Raw genomic sequence first — 15,518 nt, 5'->3', positions numbered from 1 at the left:
TTGCTCTTTGATAAACAGATTTGAGTAAATTTTAAAGGACAGTATTATAGTAAATCTGGAATGTAGCTTTGGATTCTACCTCAGCATTTGTTACTTGAGATGTTAGTTGCAAATTCTCCTGCATTGCTTGCATTTGTAACATCATATCTTTAATTTGTTTTTGCAAATCTTCAAATTCTGATGGCATGATTGCTGTTTGATTCACTTCAGCAGCAGTAATTTCTTTAATGCTGTTAGGATTTTCTTGAGCATAGGCAAGGAAAGGTTGGGCAGCTGCAAATGCAGAATTAGCAGCAATATTTCTCATAGTAGTGGTATTTTCTTGAGTTGCAACCTTTGGCACAGGATTTTCTGAGTGTGTGTGCATCAGCATTGGGGTTTGCGCTCCAATAGGTTGAGATGCAGTTATTGTTATTGCAGAGCTTTTTGAACTGAAAGCTTGATCAAAAGGTACTTCGTCATCTAAAAAAGCGTTCAATCCAGAAGTTTGCAACCGAGGCTCAGAAACTTGCCATTCTTTTAGTAATGCCTCTTTTTGCTGTAGGTGTTGCTCTAGATTAGATAATTCCTGCTGAATTTTCGCTGATTTAGAAGAAGAATTTCGCCAACCACAGAAAGCGAGTGCTGAAATTCCAGACCCTATACTAAGTGCAGTTGCAAAAACTACGTAAGGAATAGCAATATCTCTAAGTTTGCCATCAAAAATAGGTTCTTCCTGGAATTTGATAGCTATTTGTTTATCGCCTAGTGTTGCAACAGGAAATGACATTAAAGAAAATACACTTAGAGTAGCGATCGCAGGTGGTAGTAAAAATTTTTGCAGTGCAGAAAGTGTCATATTCAGAAAGCTTTTGTAAAATAAAAGGCTATCGATAGATTGCAGCAGATCTAAATACCGCTTATAACATCTAGCTTTATAGAGTTTTCACGGTCACTCAATATATGTACTGCCTTACTGTCTAAGTTATTCTCTATACGAGATACTTTCAATAGAAAACTCATGAAGAACTAAGTGAAATACGTAAATTTTTTGTAAATTAAGTAACTACCACAAACTATATAAAGGGAAATTTAAAACCTAGATAAGAGTTTATACGTATTACTAATCAAACTTTCCAGCATTCTTGAGTTCCACTATCCAATTTTTACAGATGCAGAAACAATATTAGCTAAGTATTGCTCTTAATTTACTAAGATGGTCAAACGCATGGAAGGTTAGTTAAGTAGTATAAATAGCTATCAAATAAACGCATTGTAATCAGAGTACATATGTTTAACGTCGGCATAAAAATCATATTTTACAAAAATACTTTTTACCTAAAGATACTGTAAAATCTCCTTACTCGTAAAAAGCATCATATATTTTTTTGCTGATTCGACTTAGATATTGCCCTACAAGAAAAGTAATCATAGTATGCAAGTTATCAATAAAAATAAACCAAAAACATTGAGATTACATAAGCGATTACTGATATTTTCCCTAAGTCTAATAGTATTTTTAGTAATTATTTTGACTAAAGGACCTGCTAGTATTCAGCTAGATGCTTCTAGGGCTGCGATGCCAATAGATTTACCACTTTCAACAATTGGTAGAACAATTGTGGATGCGAAAGGCAAGGTTGTATCACTTAGAGGTGTTAATTGGTTTGGAATGGAAACTGATACGCACGCCCCTCACGGTTTATGGAAACGAGATTATAAAGAAATGCTCGCACAGATTAAAAGCTTAGGATATAACGTTATCCGATTACCTTATTCTGTGGCAGGATTGCGATCGCTTAATGTAAGTGGGATTGACTTTGGAATTGGCAGTAACCAAGAACTTCAAGGTAGAACACCCTTGGAGGTAATGGACTTAGTTATTCAGGAAGCAGAACGTCAAGGATTGCTAATCCTGCTCGACAGCCACCGCCTCAACGACCAGCAAATTCCAGAATTGTGGTATGGAGACGGCTTTACGGAGGCAGACTGGATCGATACTTGGACAATGTTAGCAATTCGATACAAGAATCAAACTAACGTTATTGGCGCAGACTTAAAAAATGAACCCCACGGAAAAGCTAGCTGGGGTGATAACAATATAACTACTGACTGGCGATTAGCAGCAGAACGTGCAGGCAATGCGATTCTGGGCGTTAATCCTAATTGGCTAATTGTCGTTGAAGGAGTGGAAAAGAATGTCCCCGGTCAAAAATTGCCACAGCATTGGTATGGTGGTAATTTAGAAGGTGTAAAAAATTACCCAGTACGCTTGTCTCTTTCTAATAAGCTAGTCTATTCTCCTCATGAGTACGGCGCTGGGGTGTACAATCAGCCCTACTTTTATGACTCTAACTTTCCTAACAATCTGATTGATCGCTGGCAAATAGGATTTAACTATATCGCTAGTCAGAATATCGCCCCCATCTTGATTGGGGAGTTTGGAGGACGGCAAGTAGACTTAAATTCCAAAGAAGGAATTTGGCAAAATGAATTGGTGAAATACATTCAAAAAAATAACTTGAGCTTTACTTACTGGAGTTGGAATCCTAATAGTGGTGATACAGGCGGAATTTTATTAGATGATTGGCAAAGTGTTGATCTACCCAAGCAGCAATTACTGTCCCAATTGCTCCCAACTGTACAAGTTCAACCGCCAGATCAACCTATTAATCCTCCTGTTTCCCCAACTCCTACTCCTTCTATCTCCCCATCTACTACTAGTACTGCCCAACTAAAAGTCACTACTGAAATCAGTTCTAACTGGGAAACTGGATTTTGTGTCAGCTTCAAAGTTACAAATCAGGGTAATACCAAGGTTAATAACTGGCAACTGGCATTTAATATGAATCAAGCTAAGATTAATAACTTTTGGAACGCAGATTTTAAGCAGCAAGGAGCTATACAGTATGTAGTGACTCCCTTGGACTGGGGAAAAACAATTGAACCAAATCAAGTACGGGATATTGGGTTTTGTGCCAACAAACTTGGTTCTGACTATCAGCCGCAGCAAACAGCCGCCGTCTCGATTTGAAAAAGAGGCAAGGGAGCAGGGAGCAAGGGGGATGGTTCAAGTGGGGATTCGATCCCGTCTGTTGGGCTAGCTTCCGGCTCTTTACGAGAGCCAGTTAGTAGAAGTGGGGGACTCAGACCCATTTTTTTCCCTTGATTCCACAGCAGTTATTGAAGGGGTCATTTCTCCTTGCCCCCTTCAACAACTGTCTCTTCGTTGAAGCCAAAAGTTAAAAGGCGAATTTGTCATGATAGGAGAAATAACTAATTCCATTAACCATTGAGTATTAAATCAGCACACAAGATGACTGAAGCAACAGCAACTCGTCCCAACGCCTACGTCCAGGAAACCGGGCCAACCATTCATTACGTGGTGGCAATGTCCCAACCAGAAACCCATCTGTTTGAGGTGACTTTACACCTTGTCAATTACCCCTCACCGATTCTCGATTTAAAATTGCCGGTGTGGACACCCGGTTCCTACTTAGTCCGAGAATATGCTAAGAATTTACAGGATTTTGTGGCTTTTACAGAGGATAAACCTTTAGCTTGGCGGAAGATCAGCAAAAATCACTGGCAGATAGATAAAAAGGGTGTTTCAGAATTAACTGTACGCTACCGCGTTTTTGCGAATGAACTATCGGTACGGACAAATCACTTAGATGCTACCCACGGTTATTTTAACGGTGCGGCACTATTTTTTAGAATACCGGGGTGGGACAAGCAACCCATTCGCGTCACTATCGTACCACCACGCCCGGAATGGCAGGTAACTACTGCCTTGTCACCGATTGGTGAGGAAAAAAATACTTTCTTAGCTGGCGATTTTGATACTCTCGTTGATACTCCGTTTGAGATTGGTCGCCACCAATTGTATAAATTTGAGGTATTAGGAAAACCCCATGAACTGGCAATTTGGGGGCAAGGAAATTTCCAAGCCCAGCAGATGATTGCTGATATTCAAAAAATTATTCACGTAGAAGCACAGATGTTCGGCGGTTTGCCATATAAACGATACGTGTTTCTACTACATTTATTTAGCCAAGCTTTTGGCGGTTTGGAGCATAAGGACTCTTGCTCCTTAATTTACCAGCGTTTTGGATTTCGCGCTCAAGATAAGTACAATCGCTTTATGCAATTGGTAGCACACGAGTTCTTTCACTTGTGGAATGTCAAGCGAATTCGCCCAAAAGCATTAGAGGTTTTTGATTACGATCAAGAGAACTACACACCATCATTGTGGTTTTGTGAGGGTACTACTAGTTACTACGACTTGTTAATTCCTTTGCGGGCGGGAATTTATGATGTTCAAATGTATTTGAATAATTTGGGTAAAGAAATCACTAGATATGAAATGACACCGGGACGTAAAGTACAACCCGTTTCCGAGTCGAGTTTTGATGCATGGATAAAACTCTATCGCCCGGATGCCAATAGCGGTAATTCCCAAATCTCCTACTATTTAAAGGGCGAAATGGTATCGTTGTTGCTGGATTTACTGATTCGCTCTACTCATGACAATCAGCGCTCCCTCGATGACGTGATGCTGAAAATGTGGCAGCAATTTGGGCAAGATGAAATTTGCTACACCCCAGAACAGTTGCAGGAAGTTATAGAATCTGTCGCCGGAATCGATTTGACTAATTTCTTTAAACGTTACATTGATGGCACTGACGATTTACCTTTGAATCAGTACTTAGAACCCTTTGGCTTGCAGTTGGTAGCTGAACAGCAAGAAGAACCTTACTTAGGTATAAGAATAAATACAGAGAACGGGCGGGAGATAATTAAATTTGTGGAGACTGGTTCACCTGCACAAGCAGGGGGAATTGATGCAGGTGATGAGTTGTTAGCAATTGATGGGATTAAGGTAACAGCGGGTGGCTTAAGCGATCGCCTCAAAGATTACCAACCAAACGATACAATTGCAGTCACAGTTTTCCACCAAGACGAACTGCGTACCTATTCCATTACCCTAGCGTCACCATGTCCCACTCGATATCAGGTAAAGCCTGTTGAGCATCCTGACTCCACACAGCAGCAAAATTTTGCTGGATGGCTTGGGGTAGCGATCGCAACTGTTTGATAAAGGGATTGGGCATTGGGCATTGGGCATTGGGCATTGGGCATTGGGCATTGGGGACAAAGGGAAAGACTTCTTGCAAGTTCTCACAAGTTACCTTGTCCTACTTGTCCCCTGCTCCCTGCCCCCTGCCCCCTGCTCCCTGCCCCCTGCTCCCTGCTCCCTGCCCCCTGCTTCTTCCCCAATCCTAATGCGTTCTCACCGCCCCAGAGTAAATCAAACCCCGTTGCAAATCCAGGGTTATAATTGCCCCATCTCGAATCGCCTGGGTTGCCTGCTTCACGCCGACAATCACTGGTACACCTAGACGTAAGCCAATAACTGCTGCGTGACTTGTAAGACTTTCCTCTTCAGTAATAATTCCAGCAGATTTACGAATTGCCTCGACGAAATCGGCACTAGTGCGGGGTGCAACTAATATGTCTCCAGGATTAAAGTTACTAACATCCATACCAGTATTAGCCACCCGGGCGCGACCACTCACTGAACCTTGTCCCAGTCCAATTCCGTGACCTAGTATTGCCGTTACCACTTCTACCTTAATCAAATCTGTGGAGCCGGAAATTCCCTGGAGTGTGCCAGCCGTCATTACTACTAAATCACCTTCAGATAGTAACTTCAACTCCTGAGCCACGTTGATCGCAGCTTGAAATGTCTGACCAGTGGAAGGTAATCCTAGCACCAATAGCGGTTTTACTCCCCACACCATCTGTAGTTGCCGTGCCACATTTACATGGGGTGTCACTGCCAAAATCGGTGTCTGGGGACGGAACTTAGAAACATTGCGAGCTGTTGCCCCAGTTTGCGTTAGGGTCATGATTGCCGCTGCACCTAGTTGTTCGGCAATTTGACCTACAGCTTGACTAATAGCATTGGGAATGGAGCGCCGGGAATCTCTCAAAGAACGTAAGTTTAAGTGTTGGGCTTCCTCCTGCTCCATACGTTCGGCAATCCGCGCCATCGTCGCCACTGCTTCTACAGGAAAGCTACCCACAGCGGTTTCATTAGAGAGCATTACCGCGTCTGTGCCGTCTAAAATCGCATTTGCCACATCAGATACTTCAGCGCGAGTGGGGCGGGGATTGCTCACCATGCTGTCTAACATCTGGGTGGCGGTGATGATAGGAATTCCCAAGCGATTTGCTGTAGCAATTAGCCGCTTTTGGAGAACGGGAACATCTTCTGCTGGCAATTCTACCCCTAAGTCGCCTCTGGCAACCATGACGCCATCACACAAAGCCAGAACCGCCTCCATTTGTTCGATGGCCTCGTGCTTTTCAATTTTGGCAACCACCGGCACTTGCTTGCCTGTACTGGAAATTAGTTCTTTAATTTCGATCATGTCCTGCGGATTTCGGACAAAGGAAAGTGCTACCCAATCTACACCTTGATCTAGACCAAACATCAGATCCTCTCGATCTTTGTCGGTCATTGCTTTAATTGACAGGTAAACGCCGGGAAAGTTTACGCCTTTATTGTTAGAAAGTTTACCAGGCACGGTGATCCGACAATGCAAATCACCTTTGTCCCGGTTAATTTCCTCCACAAGCATTTCTACTCGTCCATCATCAAGGAGGATTTTTGCGCCAACTGGGACTTCTTCGGCTAAATAATCGTAGGTGACGCAGCTAATTTCTTGAGTACCGATCACTGGACGATTTGTCAAGGTGAAGCGATCGCCTTTTGCTAAAACTATAGACCCATTCTCAAACTTCCCCAAGCGAATTTTTGGGCCCTGCAAGTCTTGGAGAATAGCCACTGGCTGATTTAATTCAAAAGCGGTTTGCCGAATTAAGCGAATACTACGCTGATGGTCGGCATGAGTTCCGTGGGAGAAGTTTAGCCGCAGCGTCGTGGCTCCCGCTTCAATAATCGCCTTGAGCATTTCAGGACTGCTAGTAGCGGGGCCAATAGTAGCGACAATTTTTGTCCGGCGCAGAGAATCTCTTAATTGCATAGGGGCTGAAGTTAGGGAGCTATCTGGGAAGTCATCGTAACTTAAGTTGCATCTCCTTTTCAGTCACTGCTATACCAATAGATATAAGCAGTTAAAGAGGGTTTATGGGAGAGTGGAGGCTGTGGGATAGACTAGATATAGTACATCAATCTTATATCCATCCTCCCAACGAAGGAATTTATCCCATCAACTTCTTGCCGATTGTCATACCCCACTTATCAGTAAAGACTAGTCTTCGTTTGGAATCATAGCGTTATTCATCTACTGATATGCAAAGCTGTGGATAAATATTGCTATACAAAACTTTACAAAATTTTATTCTTTTCTAATATTTATCGTATATTTGTAATGTTTGATTAAGAAGGAGTCAATGTTAGAAATGATCGCATCGGAGGCACGAAAGCCACTGACAATCCCGCCAAAGGAATTTTTAGCGCCTCCTGGTGATTTCAATCCCACGCTACTGCTGTTTTTTGTAGCTGTAGCAATGCTGGTATTATCTAACTTTGGTTACTGGCTTTGGGAATGGCCGCACTGGCTGTGCTTTAGCATTAACACTATTGCTTTGCATTGTGCTGGGACTGTAATTCACGATGCTTGTCACCAATCTGCCCATCGCAACCGGGTGATGAATGCGATGTTAGGGCATGGCAGTGCGTTGATGCTAGCTTTTGCTTTTCCAGTGTTTACGCGGGTGCATTTACAGCATCATGGACATGTCAATCATCCCGAAGACGACCCAGATCATTATGTCTCTACTGGTGGCCCGCTATGGCTGATTGCGGTGCGGTTTTTGTACCATGAGGTATTTTTCTTTCAAAGGCGACTGTGGCGTAAATATGAGCTATTAGAATGGTTCATCAGCCGCTTAATTGTCGGTGTAATTGTTTATATATCAGTGCAATACCACTTTTTAGGTTACATTCTGAATTTTTGGTTTATACCAGCTTTTGTGGTGGGCATAGCACTGGGATTATTTTTTGACTATTTGCCCCATCGTCCTTTTGCAGAGCGCGATCGCTGGAAAAATGCTCGTGTCTACCCGAACCAAGTTCTTAATATTCTGATTATGGGACAGAATTACCACTTAATTCATCATTTGTGGCCTTCTATTCCTTGGTATAATTATCAACCTGCCTACTATGTCATGAAGCCTCTGTTAGATGAAAAAGGCTGTTATCAAACTTCAGGATTGTTGCAGAAAAAGGACTTTTTTGAGTTTGTTTACGACATCTTTTTAGGAATTCGGTTTCATCATCAAAAAGAATAGAGTTGTTGCAGCATTTCCTTTGCTAATTCTAGAGCGGAGATGGCTTGGTCACGGCTGACGCTAGAAAAGTGATCTGAAAACTTATCCAGTGAGTCACCCGCTTCTAGATAATCAAGCAAGGTTTTTATCGGCACACGAGTACCAACAAAAACAGGAGTTCCCCCCAATATATCGGGGTCACTATGAACAACACGCGATGTGGATGTCATATAGTTACTTGTGTGCCACAGATTACGTTTTGATCCTAACTCTCATCGTCTCGGAAATCTCAGCATATATTCCATTAATCACGCCATTTTGCATACAGGTAATTATTCAGAATATTTTCATCTTTGCTCAGTAATATATTATTATTTAATAAAGCATTCGCCGTAATAATCCGATCAAAAGGATCGCGAGTCCAAGTAATAGTTAAGCTAGTACTGATAATATCATTAAAGTTTTGATTACATATTTTTAAACCAATTTCCTCGGACAGGTTAGGAATAATCACATCAGGTTTATCTTTAAGACGTTTTATTTCATATAAATATTGTAACTCTAATCTCACAATTGGCGAAATATAAACGTCATTATCATTAATTAATGTTTTAGCAATATCAGTTAATTTATCTGTCAAGCCAGCATAGAGCTACGCTACAACATGAGTGTCAAGATAAATCAATCTTAATCTCCTGTTCCCAACTGATATTAACTAAATCATCTGGATTTCCTTGAATAGCATCAGATTTAAATGTTAAGTTTTTAATTTTATCTTTTTTTTCTATAGGAACAATTTTTAATAACTTACCATTTTTGTTAATTTCTAGTGGAATACCTGTTTCTAGCACCTCATCTAGTAGACGCTCAATATTATTACTTAATTCCGTTAGTGTAACCTTTTTCATTGCTTGTCTTAAATATCTACATTCACATTCTTTGATGAGCTTAGATATCATAGCAAAAAATCTTCCCTTACCCTAAAGATTGTTATGGAATGTAGCAACAATACCTCAAATTCTCTAGTTTTGTGGATGTTTGCGATCGTCTCCGGCGGGGCGTAGCCCATCGCCATATTGTCACGGTGTATTATAAAAACCTTTGCGATCGCATCACCGTTGTTCTAGCCTACAGGAAGCAAGCTAGGCTATGACATCTATTCTTCTGCTTGTTGTATGAGGAACTTAATTAAATCGTCAGATAGCCATAAACCAGCATCTTTTATCGCTTGAATTGGTTGTGAAATTTCAGAAATTAAACCTTGTTTCTTGGCCAAGACGAGCATTCCTAAAGTTCCCATAAATGGAATGTTTAAGGTTTTAGCTACCCGTCTAGCAGCAGCATCATCAATCATTGCTCGATAACCAGTATTTTCTAGAGCAAAGCTCAAAACTTCAGATTCGCCACGATCTAGTCCCCAAGCTAGAATTAAAGATGAGACACTGGTGAGAGTAACTCTTTTTGCCCAAGAAGATATAGATAATTGTCTTGATGCTGTATCAGTTTTTCCTGCCTCTACAATTTCATCCCAAACACCTGAGGGAACAATAATTTCAGTGAATAGTTCTGGTAGTAAGTAGGCAAACTGACTTTTAAATAAGACAATTAACGGAGAAGTATTAATTACAATTTTATTCATCTAAAGTAGCAAGTTCTGCCGCTAATTCTTGAGTAGTGTATTGAAAAGGAGAAACTTGATAGCGAGCGAGAATATTAATAAATTCTGCCCTGTTTAAGCCAGCGATTTCTGCTGCTTTTCCTTGAGATATCTCTCCCATTTCGTACCATTTTACAGCAGCAACTACCCTCATTTCTTGAGCAAATTCATCAGGGTCTTTTCTGAGAGCAGAAAAAACGCTATCTGGAAATTCGATAGATATGGTTTTCATAATATTGAACCTAATAATATTTCAATAATTGATTAGATTTTAACAGCACGTTGTAAGTTTATGTTTTTAACATATAGCTTACTTCCTACATAAATTTTAATCTATAGGACTCATATTTGATTGGTGAAAAAATTCAATATACCTTAAAGAGGCTTCTTGACTGTTGCCTATTGCCTGACTACGCAAATAATTTTATTAATTAAATCGGATCGCTATATAAAAATAACCTCCTAAAGCGATCGCCTCGAAAGTTTCCCGAAAGTGCGATCGCTTACATTGGGTGACTGTAAATAACCACGTAAATTAGCACAACTGTATCCAATTAAATCCTCTAGGTTATTTAAGTAAACCCAGAGTTTTACGGTTTTGTCATAACTAACAGAAGGGATGGTCTATTTTTTTAACCAACATTACCCGCAGACAACACTTGTTCAACTGTAAGTGCAATTTCCGGGAAAGTTACAGACACAATTTGCTGACTCCCGCTAAAATCTTTTTCCTCGTACAATCCTTCTGACAACAATAAAATCGTAATTTTTGACTCTATTGGATCTACAATCCAATATTCAGGAATCTCTAACGCTGCATATTCAGAACGTTTATATCGATAATCGCGTTTTACTGAATCAGGGCTGACAACTTCTACTACTAATATCGGCGCAGACTGACAAACAGCAGACTCATCAAGGAATTCCATCACCTGTTCATCTGTGACAACATAAACATCAGGCAATCTTGACTTTCGCCATCCCGTTCTTACCCCTGCCTCTCTAAAGCATAGCCAAGGTAAACTCAAGCGATTGATTTCTGCCTTAAAGTTATCCTGAATAAAGTCAGAAATTAGTAAATGTCTAAAAGTTGGTGGATTTATGCGTTCTAGTTTGCCATCCACCAGTTCATAACGGCTATCAGTACCATCGTTATAAGCGAGATATTCTTCAAAAGAGTATAGACGCTCTGTACTTGTCTGTGTCATCGCGCAACTTTTAAATAAAGGTTTTTTTGAGGTAGTACTCAAAAAATCATGAGTAATTGCACATTAGCTTGTAGTAGCGTTTAAACGTGTAGGCAAATAAAAAAGCTGTGTAATTTTATCACCGACAATGCACGATTCTATCGTTAGCTACTCAACACTTGCGAAAAATAAAGTTGTACATACAATTTAATCATACTACCATCCCAAAAAAAATCCCAAAGTTATACTGCGGCACAATTTTATACGATCGCATTTACTAAAAATCAAAAGAGTGATTTCTGTCTGACTGATTCTTTGTAAACACTCTGCGTGAAACAAGCGATCTTTGCTTAATTTAAGCAGCAAAAGAATTATTTAGCTCGTCCTTGATAGATTTAAAAACACAATCGTTATTAGATGTACTACTCAGATCATCTTCACAAGCTTTACCGCCAATTCGCTCCTTTATTGCCTCCTGAGAAGGTTTTGACAACAACCATCCTAATGGAAATTGCAGCAGATCAGATTGAAATATAGAGCTTAGTGGCTTTCCTTCTTTTAGTATTTCCTTAGGATTAGATTTAAACTTTGGATTGTGCAAATAAAATTGTCTAAATCGCTGGAATGAATAATGTTTTTCAAACAATTTCAGATTTTTACGGGTACGACCAGGATCAGCACTAGCAGCATCCGTTAAGTATTCAGCCTGATCAATAATGCTAAGACCTCTGGCATCTCTTGAATACCACAAAGCTTTAATTGGAGATAGTATTTCGTTCATTCCTCCAGCTTTTTGGATTTCTTGGGAACGGCGATCAGTAATGGCCAAATACACAACCTTGATTGTTGGTTTTCCGGAGGTTGTTTTTGATTGTTCATCTGGATCTTTTCTTAAAAATTCTTCCAATCTTGAACCTATATCAACAGCAGTTGAAACACCAGAATTTTCAAAATAACCCCCATCTGCCAAGCGAGATTTCTGAGATGATGATTCCATTGAATTACCTTTCTCATCTTTGTCACATCTGTTAAACCAACCAACAGGAGTAACTAATGTGAATCTCGCACTAAGGACAGCAGCAGTGCTAAGAGGAAAGTCCATATCTTCTTGTTTGCAAGCAACCATGCTAATGTCTTTCAGATTGGGTAAATTGATTTTGAATGGACTTAACACTAAACGATCGCCAGTCTCTACTACAGTTGTATTTAGGACAAGAGCAGGTGCCCCGATCCATCTGCTTTCCAGTGGTCGTAGTATGAACCTTTTAGGAGGTTAAATTTTTTCCCGTCCTTATCGTTCTTATAGGTGCTATTGCTATCCCAACCTTTTTCAAACGCATACTCTAGACCTCTGGCTCTGTCCAAACTATTAATTGAGAAAGGAAGAAAACGTTGAATAAAATCAGGAAATAATCCTGCTGCAAGTAGTGGAGATAGAAGGTCTTGGTTTAACAAATTATGCGCTTTTTCTTCTAGCGGTCCTCGTTTTAGTTCACCATTAGACTCTGTTTTTAGAGACTCTAGAGAGCAGGGTTTTTCTGGCAAGGAATTGGAATATGAATTTAACTCAGTGTTAATTAAGCTAGAAAATACCGCAGCGCCAAGGCTCCCACCAGAGACACCGCTAATAGTAAAAACGTGATTGGCAAAGGCAGGGCATAAATCTTGTAACCGCGACAGTGTTGATGCTGCATGATAAGCCGCAAAAATTCCACCTCCTTGTGCTGAAACTATATATATGGGGTATTTATTTCCCGCATTTTGAAATCTTGATATCTCCTTTTTTCGGGCTTCCTTCCACTTCATAAAACTCGTCTCTAGAGTTTCCAGTTTATGAGGTTTAAAATTTTCAACTTGCCTTATGCGATGATTGTCATTCCAGTCTAACCAGCTAGAAGCAATGAGTATAAATATTAAAAATGTGATGATTGGAAATTTCAATTTGTATCCCCAATACAAGAGGGAGCTACTACCAATCACAAATACGCTCAAAAATATAGCAACGATGCTTACAGGACCTAATATAGGTAGTAATTCTTCCGGTTTAAATGTGAAATATTCTGATGATACAAAACAAATCGGTAATACAAAAAGCAGAATAATTATTTTTATTTTATTAATAATTTTTTGAGCAAATTTTTCATTAGGGGGGAGAGAAAAAAGCTTACTCAGTAAAGGCTTAGGTTTTGTAAATTTCCAATATGTATTCCCAAATAAAACCAAAAATGAAACCCTAATAAACCATATCAATATTGAATTTTCATAAATTAGAGGAAGAGTAAATAAAGTAAATAAGCTAAACAATAAAATTATAATTTTTAAAGACAAAAAATTAATTTCTTTTATGCCATGTGTGGTAATATCAATCTTATTTGTGGTGATACCAATCTTATTTGTGGTGATATCAATCTTAATGGTGACAGAAGAATATATTAAAAACATTACCACTACAATGGCAATTCCAACCCATAGATAAATTAACTCTTTCGGAGAATCTGTAGCTTGAGATGTAGCTTTAAGTAATCCAAGACCAAAAGCTAATAGCGGTAACGCACCCAAAATAGGAGGTAGCCATATTTGTGGTCGCTCTTCTTTTTTTTTATCTTTGTCTTGATCTTTTTGTTCTTGACCTTTTTGTTCTTGATCTTTTATTCTTTTTATTTCATTTGAGAGTAGGCTAGCGGAGTACCAGATAGAAAATGAAAGTGCAAAGATAAACACAAAAGATAAAAAAGTTTGAAAATCCTGAATATTTGGAGGTCGTACTTCTATGAATGCATTTAGAGCGAAGACGCGATAAACTTCCACGGTCTGATCAATAACCCAAAAGGATAAAAATGATAATACTGCTCCAAAAGTAGGGATTCGTAGATACCAAAGTTCTTCTATCCAAGGTTTGTAGAATTCTTCAAAACCTTTTAATAGATTGAATAGGCATTGTATGAGATTTTCTGATGGCTTTGACATGGCATACAGGGGCATTTATAGAGTGAATGTTACACGGATAGATTGATTAAGCTGTAATTAACTACTAAACTCTATATAAGTCCTCTAAAGCAATGGAAGTTTGCCAACTTAAGCACAGGAAAATTAAGAATTATTACAATTTTCGCTCTAAGGCATCAGTAGTAATCTCTTCAACAACTGAAAAATTGAGCCAGATTGCAAAATTGGGTGTTGCATAAATGCAGGATAAATTGAGAGTTTTAAGCAAAGTAAGATATTGATTTTTCGCTCAAAAGAATGAAAAATCATCTAAAACTCAGCAAAGCCAATTTAGTTACATATTATTCAAACTGTGTGTTTTATGAGATTGTAGTATCTAAGAATACACTTTTAGTCCTTTATACTCTGTTCAATCTCCATCTGATATCTATATACTCTGACTATCAAAAATTTACTGTTGAATAACATTCCTTAAATCGAACTTCTAGGAGTGTAATTTCGGCGCATCCACTTTTGGAAGAAATATAATAAGCACCCCTATATGGGTTGTATAAAAAAACTATCTGCCAAAACCGGATGCTCATTGGAAGTTGTGATTTTCCCTCTCGGCTGACTCTCTTTTTTGCCTAAAGTGTTGCGTAAATCAAATCCAACTGTTTCTTTATGCTTCCAAAACAACGCATACGTGGTGTTATCCTTACGCCTAAAGGATTACATAAACTTGAGTTTGCAAAACAACAAACAGAATTTAATGACAACGGCAACAAGCGATTTACACTCATCAATCTGAGTGTTCAGACAGGTTTAGACTCTCATACCCTGTGTAAGATTTTTAACTCTAACAATAAAGTTGATCGATACTCTCTCACTCGATGTTTTCAGGCATTCAAAATATTATTAGAGCCGGATGATTATGATATCGCCACGATTCCCCTGCTCATAACTAGCTCAGAGTTACAACAGGAAGAAACCTGCAAGGATAAGACTTTAGGAAGACAGGAGGATAAAAAACTTGGATTACAGTTGAACCTAGATGTAAATGAGGTCAACTTTCCCATGACTCCACCTGAAGAAATTCGCTCAAGAGCAATAACACTGCTGGAAGAATTATCGGGAGAATCTTTACTAAAAGCAGTTAAATTTTTAGAATCCCTTTCTCAAGAGTCTTTACCGCTAAGTCAAAACAAGTTTGAACATAGCAACGGTGTTGCGAAGAATATTACGCTCAATTAAACTAAAAAGATTTTTCAACAACCATAAAAATAACCTCTGGAAGCGATCGCACCTTTAATTGGTAAAATCGTACTCTTTAGAGGTTATTGTTCAATATAATTATTAATTTTTGAACCGAATTATTCCTCCACACCCAATACTTACTGTTCGTTAAGGCAAGAGACGCGATGAATCGCCGTCTCTACAATAATCAGTCTTTTGTAGAGACGGCGATT

The 15,518-nt window shown here is 39.2% G+C and carries 15 protein-coding genes; 5 read left to right on the top strand and 10 right to left on the bottom strand.

The genetic code is table 11. From position 1 onward, the window contains the following. Positions 1-31: 31 nt before the first annotated feature. The gene (locus VB740_RS22715) at positions 32-838 is read right to left on the bottom strand and encodes a hypothetical protein (RefSeq protein ID WP_323202169.1); all 807 of its coding nucleotides are present in this window, start codon (positions 836-838) and stop codon (positions 32-34) included. A 576-nt stretch (positions 839-1,414) separates the two neighbouring features. Between VB740_RS22715 and VB740_RS22710 the strand changes: the two genes are divergently transcribed. Together VB740_RS22710 and VB740_RS22705 are read left to right on the top strand one after the other, a co-directional pair. Next, on the top strand, positions 1,415-3,013 hold the full coding sequence (locus VB740_RS22710; protein ID WP_323202168.1) for a cellulase family glycosylhydrolase: 1,599 nt from the start codon (positions 1,415-1,417) through the stop codon (positions 3,011-3,013). A gap of 282 nt (positions 3,014-3,295) precedes the next feature. Beyond that, positions 3,296-5,077 carry a M61 family metallopeptidase gene (locus tag VB740_RS22705; RefSeq protein ID WP_323202167.1) on the top strand — a complete coding sequence of 594 codons (1,782 nt, stop codon included), beginning with the start codon at positions 3,296-3,298 and terminating at the stop codon, positions 5,075-5,077. 184 nt (positions 5,078-5,261) lie between these two features. Here VB740_RS22705 and pyk read toward each other — a convergent pair whose 3' ends face one another. Continuing rightward, positions 5,262-7,031: a pyruvate kinase gene (gene pyk, locus VB740_RS22700; protein WP_323202166.1), complete on the bottom strand. Its 1,770-nt coding sequence runs from the start codon at positions 7,029-7,031 to the stop codon at positions 5,262-5,264. 379 nt (positions 7,032-7,410) lie between these two features. Between pyk and crtR the strand changes: the two genes are divergently transcribed. Continuing rightward, positions 7,411-8,301, top strand: coding sequence for a beta-carotene hydroxylase (gene crtR / locus VB740_RS22695; protein ID WP_323202195.1), 891 nt, complete (start codon positions 7,411-7,413; stop codon positions 8,299-8,301). Here the strand turns inward: crtR and VB740_RS22690 are convergent. The 3 genes from VB740_RS22690 to VB740_RS22680 form a co-directional block, all read right to left on the bottom strand. Continuing rightward, positions 8,289-8,510 (bottom strand): DUF433 domain-containing protein, encoded by a 222-nt coding sequence (locus VB740_RS22690; protein WP_323202165.1) that lies wholly within the window; start codon positions 8,508-8,510, stop codon positions 8,289-8,291. The genes crtR and VB740_RS22690 overlap by 13 nt on opposite strands. Before the next feature lie 74 nt (positions 8,511-8,584). Beyond that, positions 8,585-8,920 carry a type II toxin-antitoxin system VapC family toxin gene (locus tag VB740_RS22685; protein ID WP_323202164.1) on the bottom strand — a complete coding sequence of 112 codons (336 nt, stop codon included), beginning with the start codon at positions 8,918-8,920 and terminating at the stop codon, positions 8,585-8,587. A gap of 31 nt (positions 8,921-8,951) precedes the next feature. Beyond that, on the bottom strand, positions 8,952-9,239 hold the full coding sequence (locus VB740_RS22680; RefSeq protein WP_323202163.1) for a type II toxin-antitoxin system Phd/YefM family antitoxin: 288 nt from the start codon (positions 9,237-9,239) through the stop codon (positions 8,952-8,954). A 71-nt stretch (positions 9,240-9,310) separates the two neighbouring features. Here VB740_RS22680 and VB740_RS22675 point away from each other — a divergent pair, with 71 nt between their 5' ends. Next, complete coding sequence (locus VB740_RS22675) at positions 9,311-9,433, top strand: hypothetical protein (protein WP_323202162.1); 123 nt, start codon at positions 9,311-9,313, stop codon at positions 9,431-9,433. 3 nt (positions 9,434-9,436) lie between these two features. On the opposite strand, the gene VB740_RS22670 is transcribed toward VB740_RS22675, so the two are convergent. The 5 genes from VB740_RS22670 to VB740_RS22650 all read right to left on the bottom strand — a co-directional run bounded on the left by VB740_RS22670 (position 9,437) and on the right by VB740_RS22650 (position 14,091). Continuing rightward, on the bottom strand, positions 9,437-9,919 hold the full coding sequence (locus VB740_RS22670; protein ID WP_323202161.1) for a DUF3368 domain-containing protein: 483 nt from the start codon (positions 9,917-9,919) through the stop codon (positions 9,437-9,439). Then, positions 9,912-10,169 (bottom strand): UPF0175 family protein, encoded by a 258-nt coding sequence (locus VB740_RS22665; RefSeq protein WP_323202160.1) that lies wholly within the window; start codon positions 10,167-10,169, stop codon positions 9,912-9,914. The genes VB740_RS22670 and VB740_RS22665 overlap by 8 nt, the downstream gene beginning before the upstream one ends. A 400-nt stretch (positions 10,170-10,569) precedes the next feature. Continuing rightward, on the bottom strand, positions 10,570-11,145 hold the full coding sequence (locus VB740_RS22660) for a Uma2 family endonuclease (RefSeq protein WP_323202159.1): 576 nt from the start codon (positions 11,143-11,145) through the stop codon (positions 10,570-10,572). 334 nt (positions 11,146-11,479) lie between these two features. Next, positions 11,480-12,250 (bottom strand): hypothetical protein, encoded by a 771-nt coding sequence (locus VB740_RS22655; RefSeq protein WP_323202158.1) that lies wholly within the window; start codon positions 12,248-12,250, stop codon positions 11,480-11,482. A gap of 80 nt (positions 12,251-12,330) precedes the next feature. Further along, positions 12,331-14,091 carry a hypothetical protein gene (locus VB740_RS22650; RefSeq protein ID WP_323202157.1) on the bottom strand — a complete coding sequence of 587 codons (1,761 nt, stop codon included), beginning with the start codon at positions 14,089-14,091 and terminating at the stop codon, positions 12,331-12,333. Between the two features lie 642 nt (positions 14,092-14,733). On the opposite strand from VB740_RS22650, the gene VB740_RS22645 reads away from it, so the two are divergent. Continuing rightward, positions 14,734-15,303 carry a hypothetical protein gene (locus VB740_RS22645; protein WP_323202156.1) on the top strand — a complete coding sequence of 190 codons (570 nt, stop codon included), beginning with the start codon at positions 14,734-14,736 and terminating at the stop codon, positions 15,301-15,303. Positions 15,304-15,518 lie beyond the last annotated feature (215 nt).

The sequence above is a fragment of the Nostoc sp. UHCC 0251 genome, from assembly GCF_034932245.1.
In the GTDB taxonomy this organism is placed as follows: domain Bacteria; phylum Cyanobacteriota; class Cyanobacteriia; order Cyanobacteriales; family Nostocaceae; genus Nostoc.
Note: the sequence above shows the minus strand (reverse complement) of the source record. Positions and strands in the feature narration are given on the sequence as shown.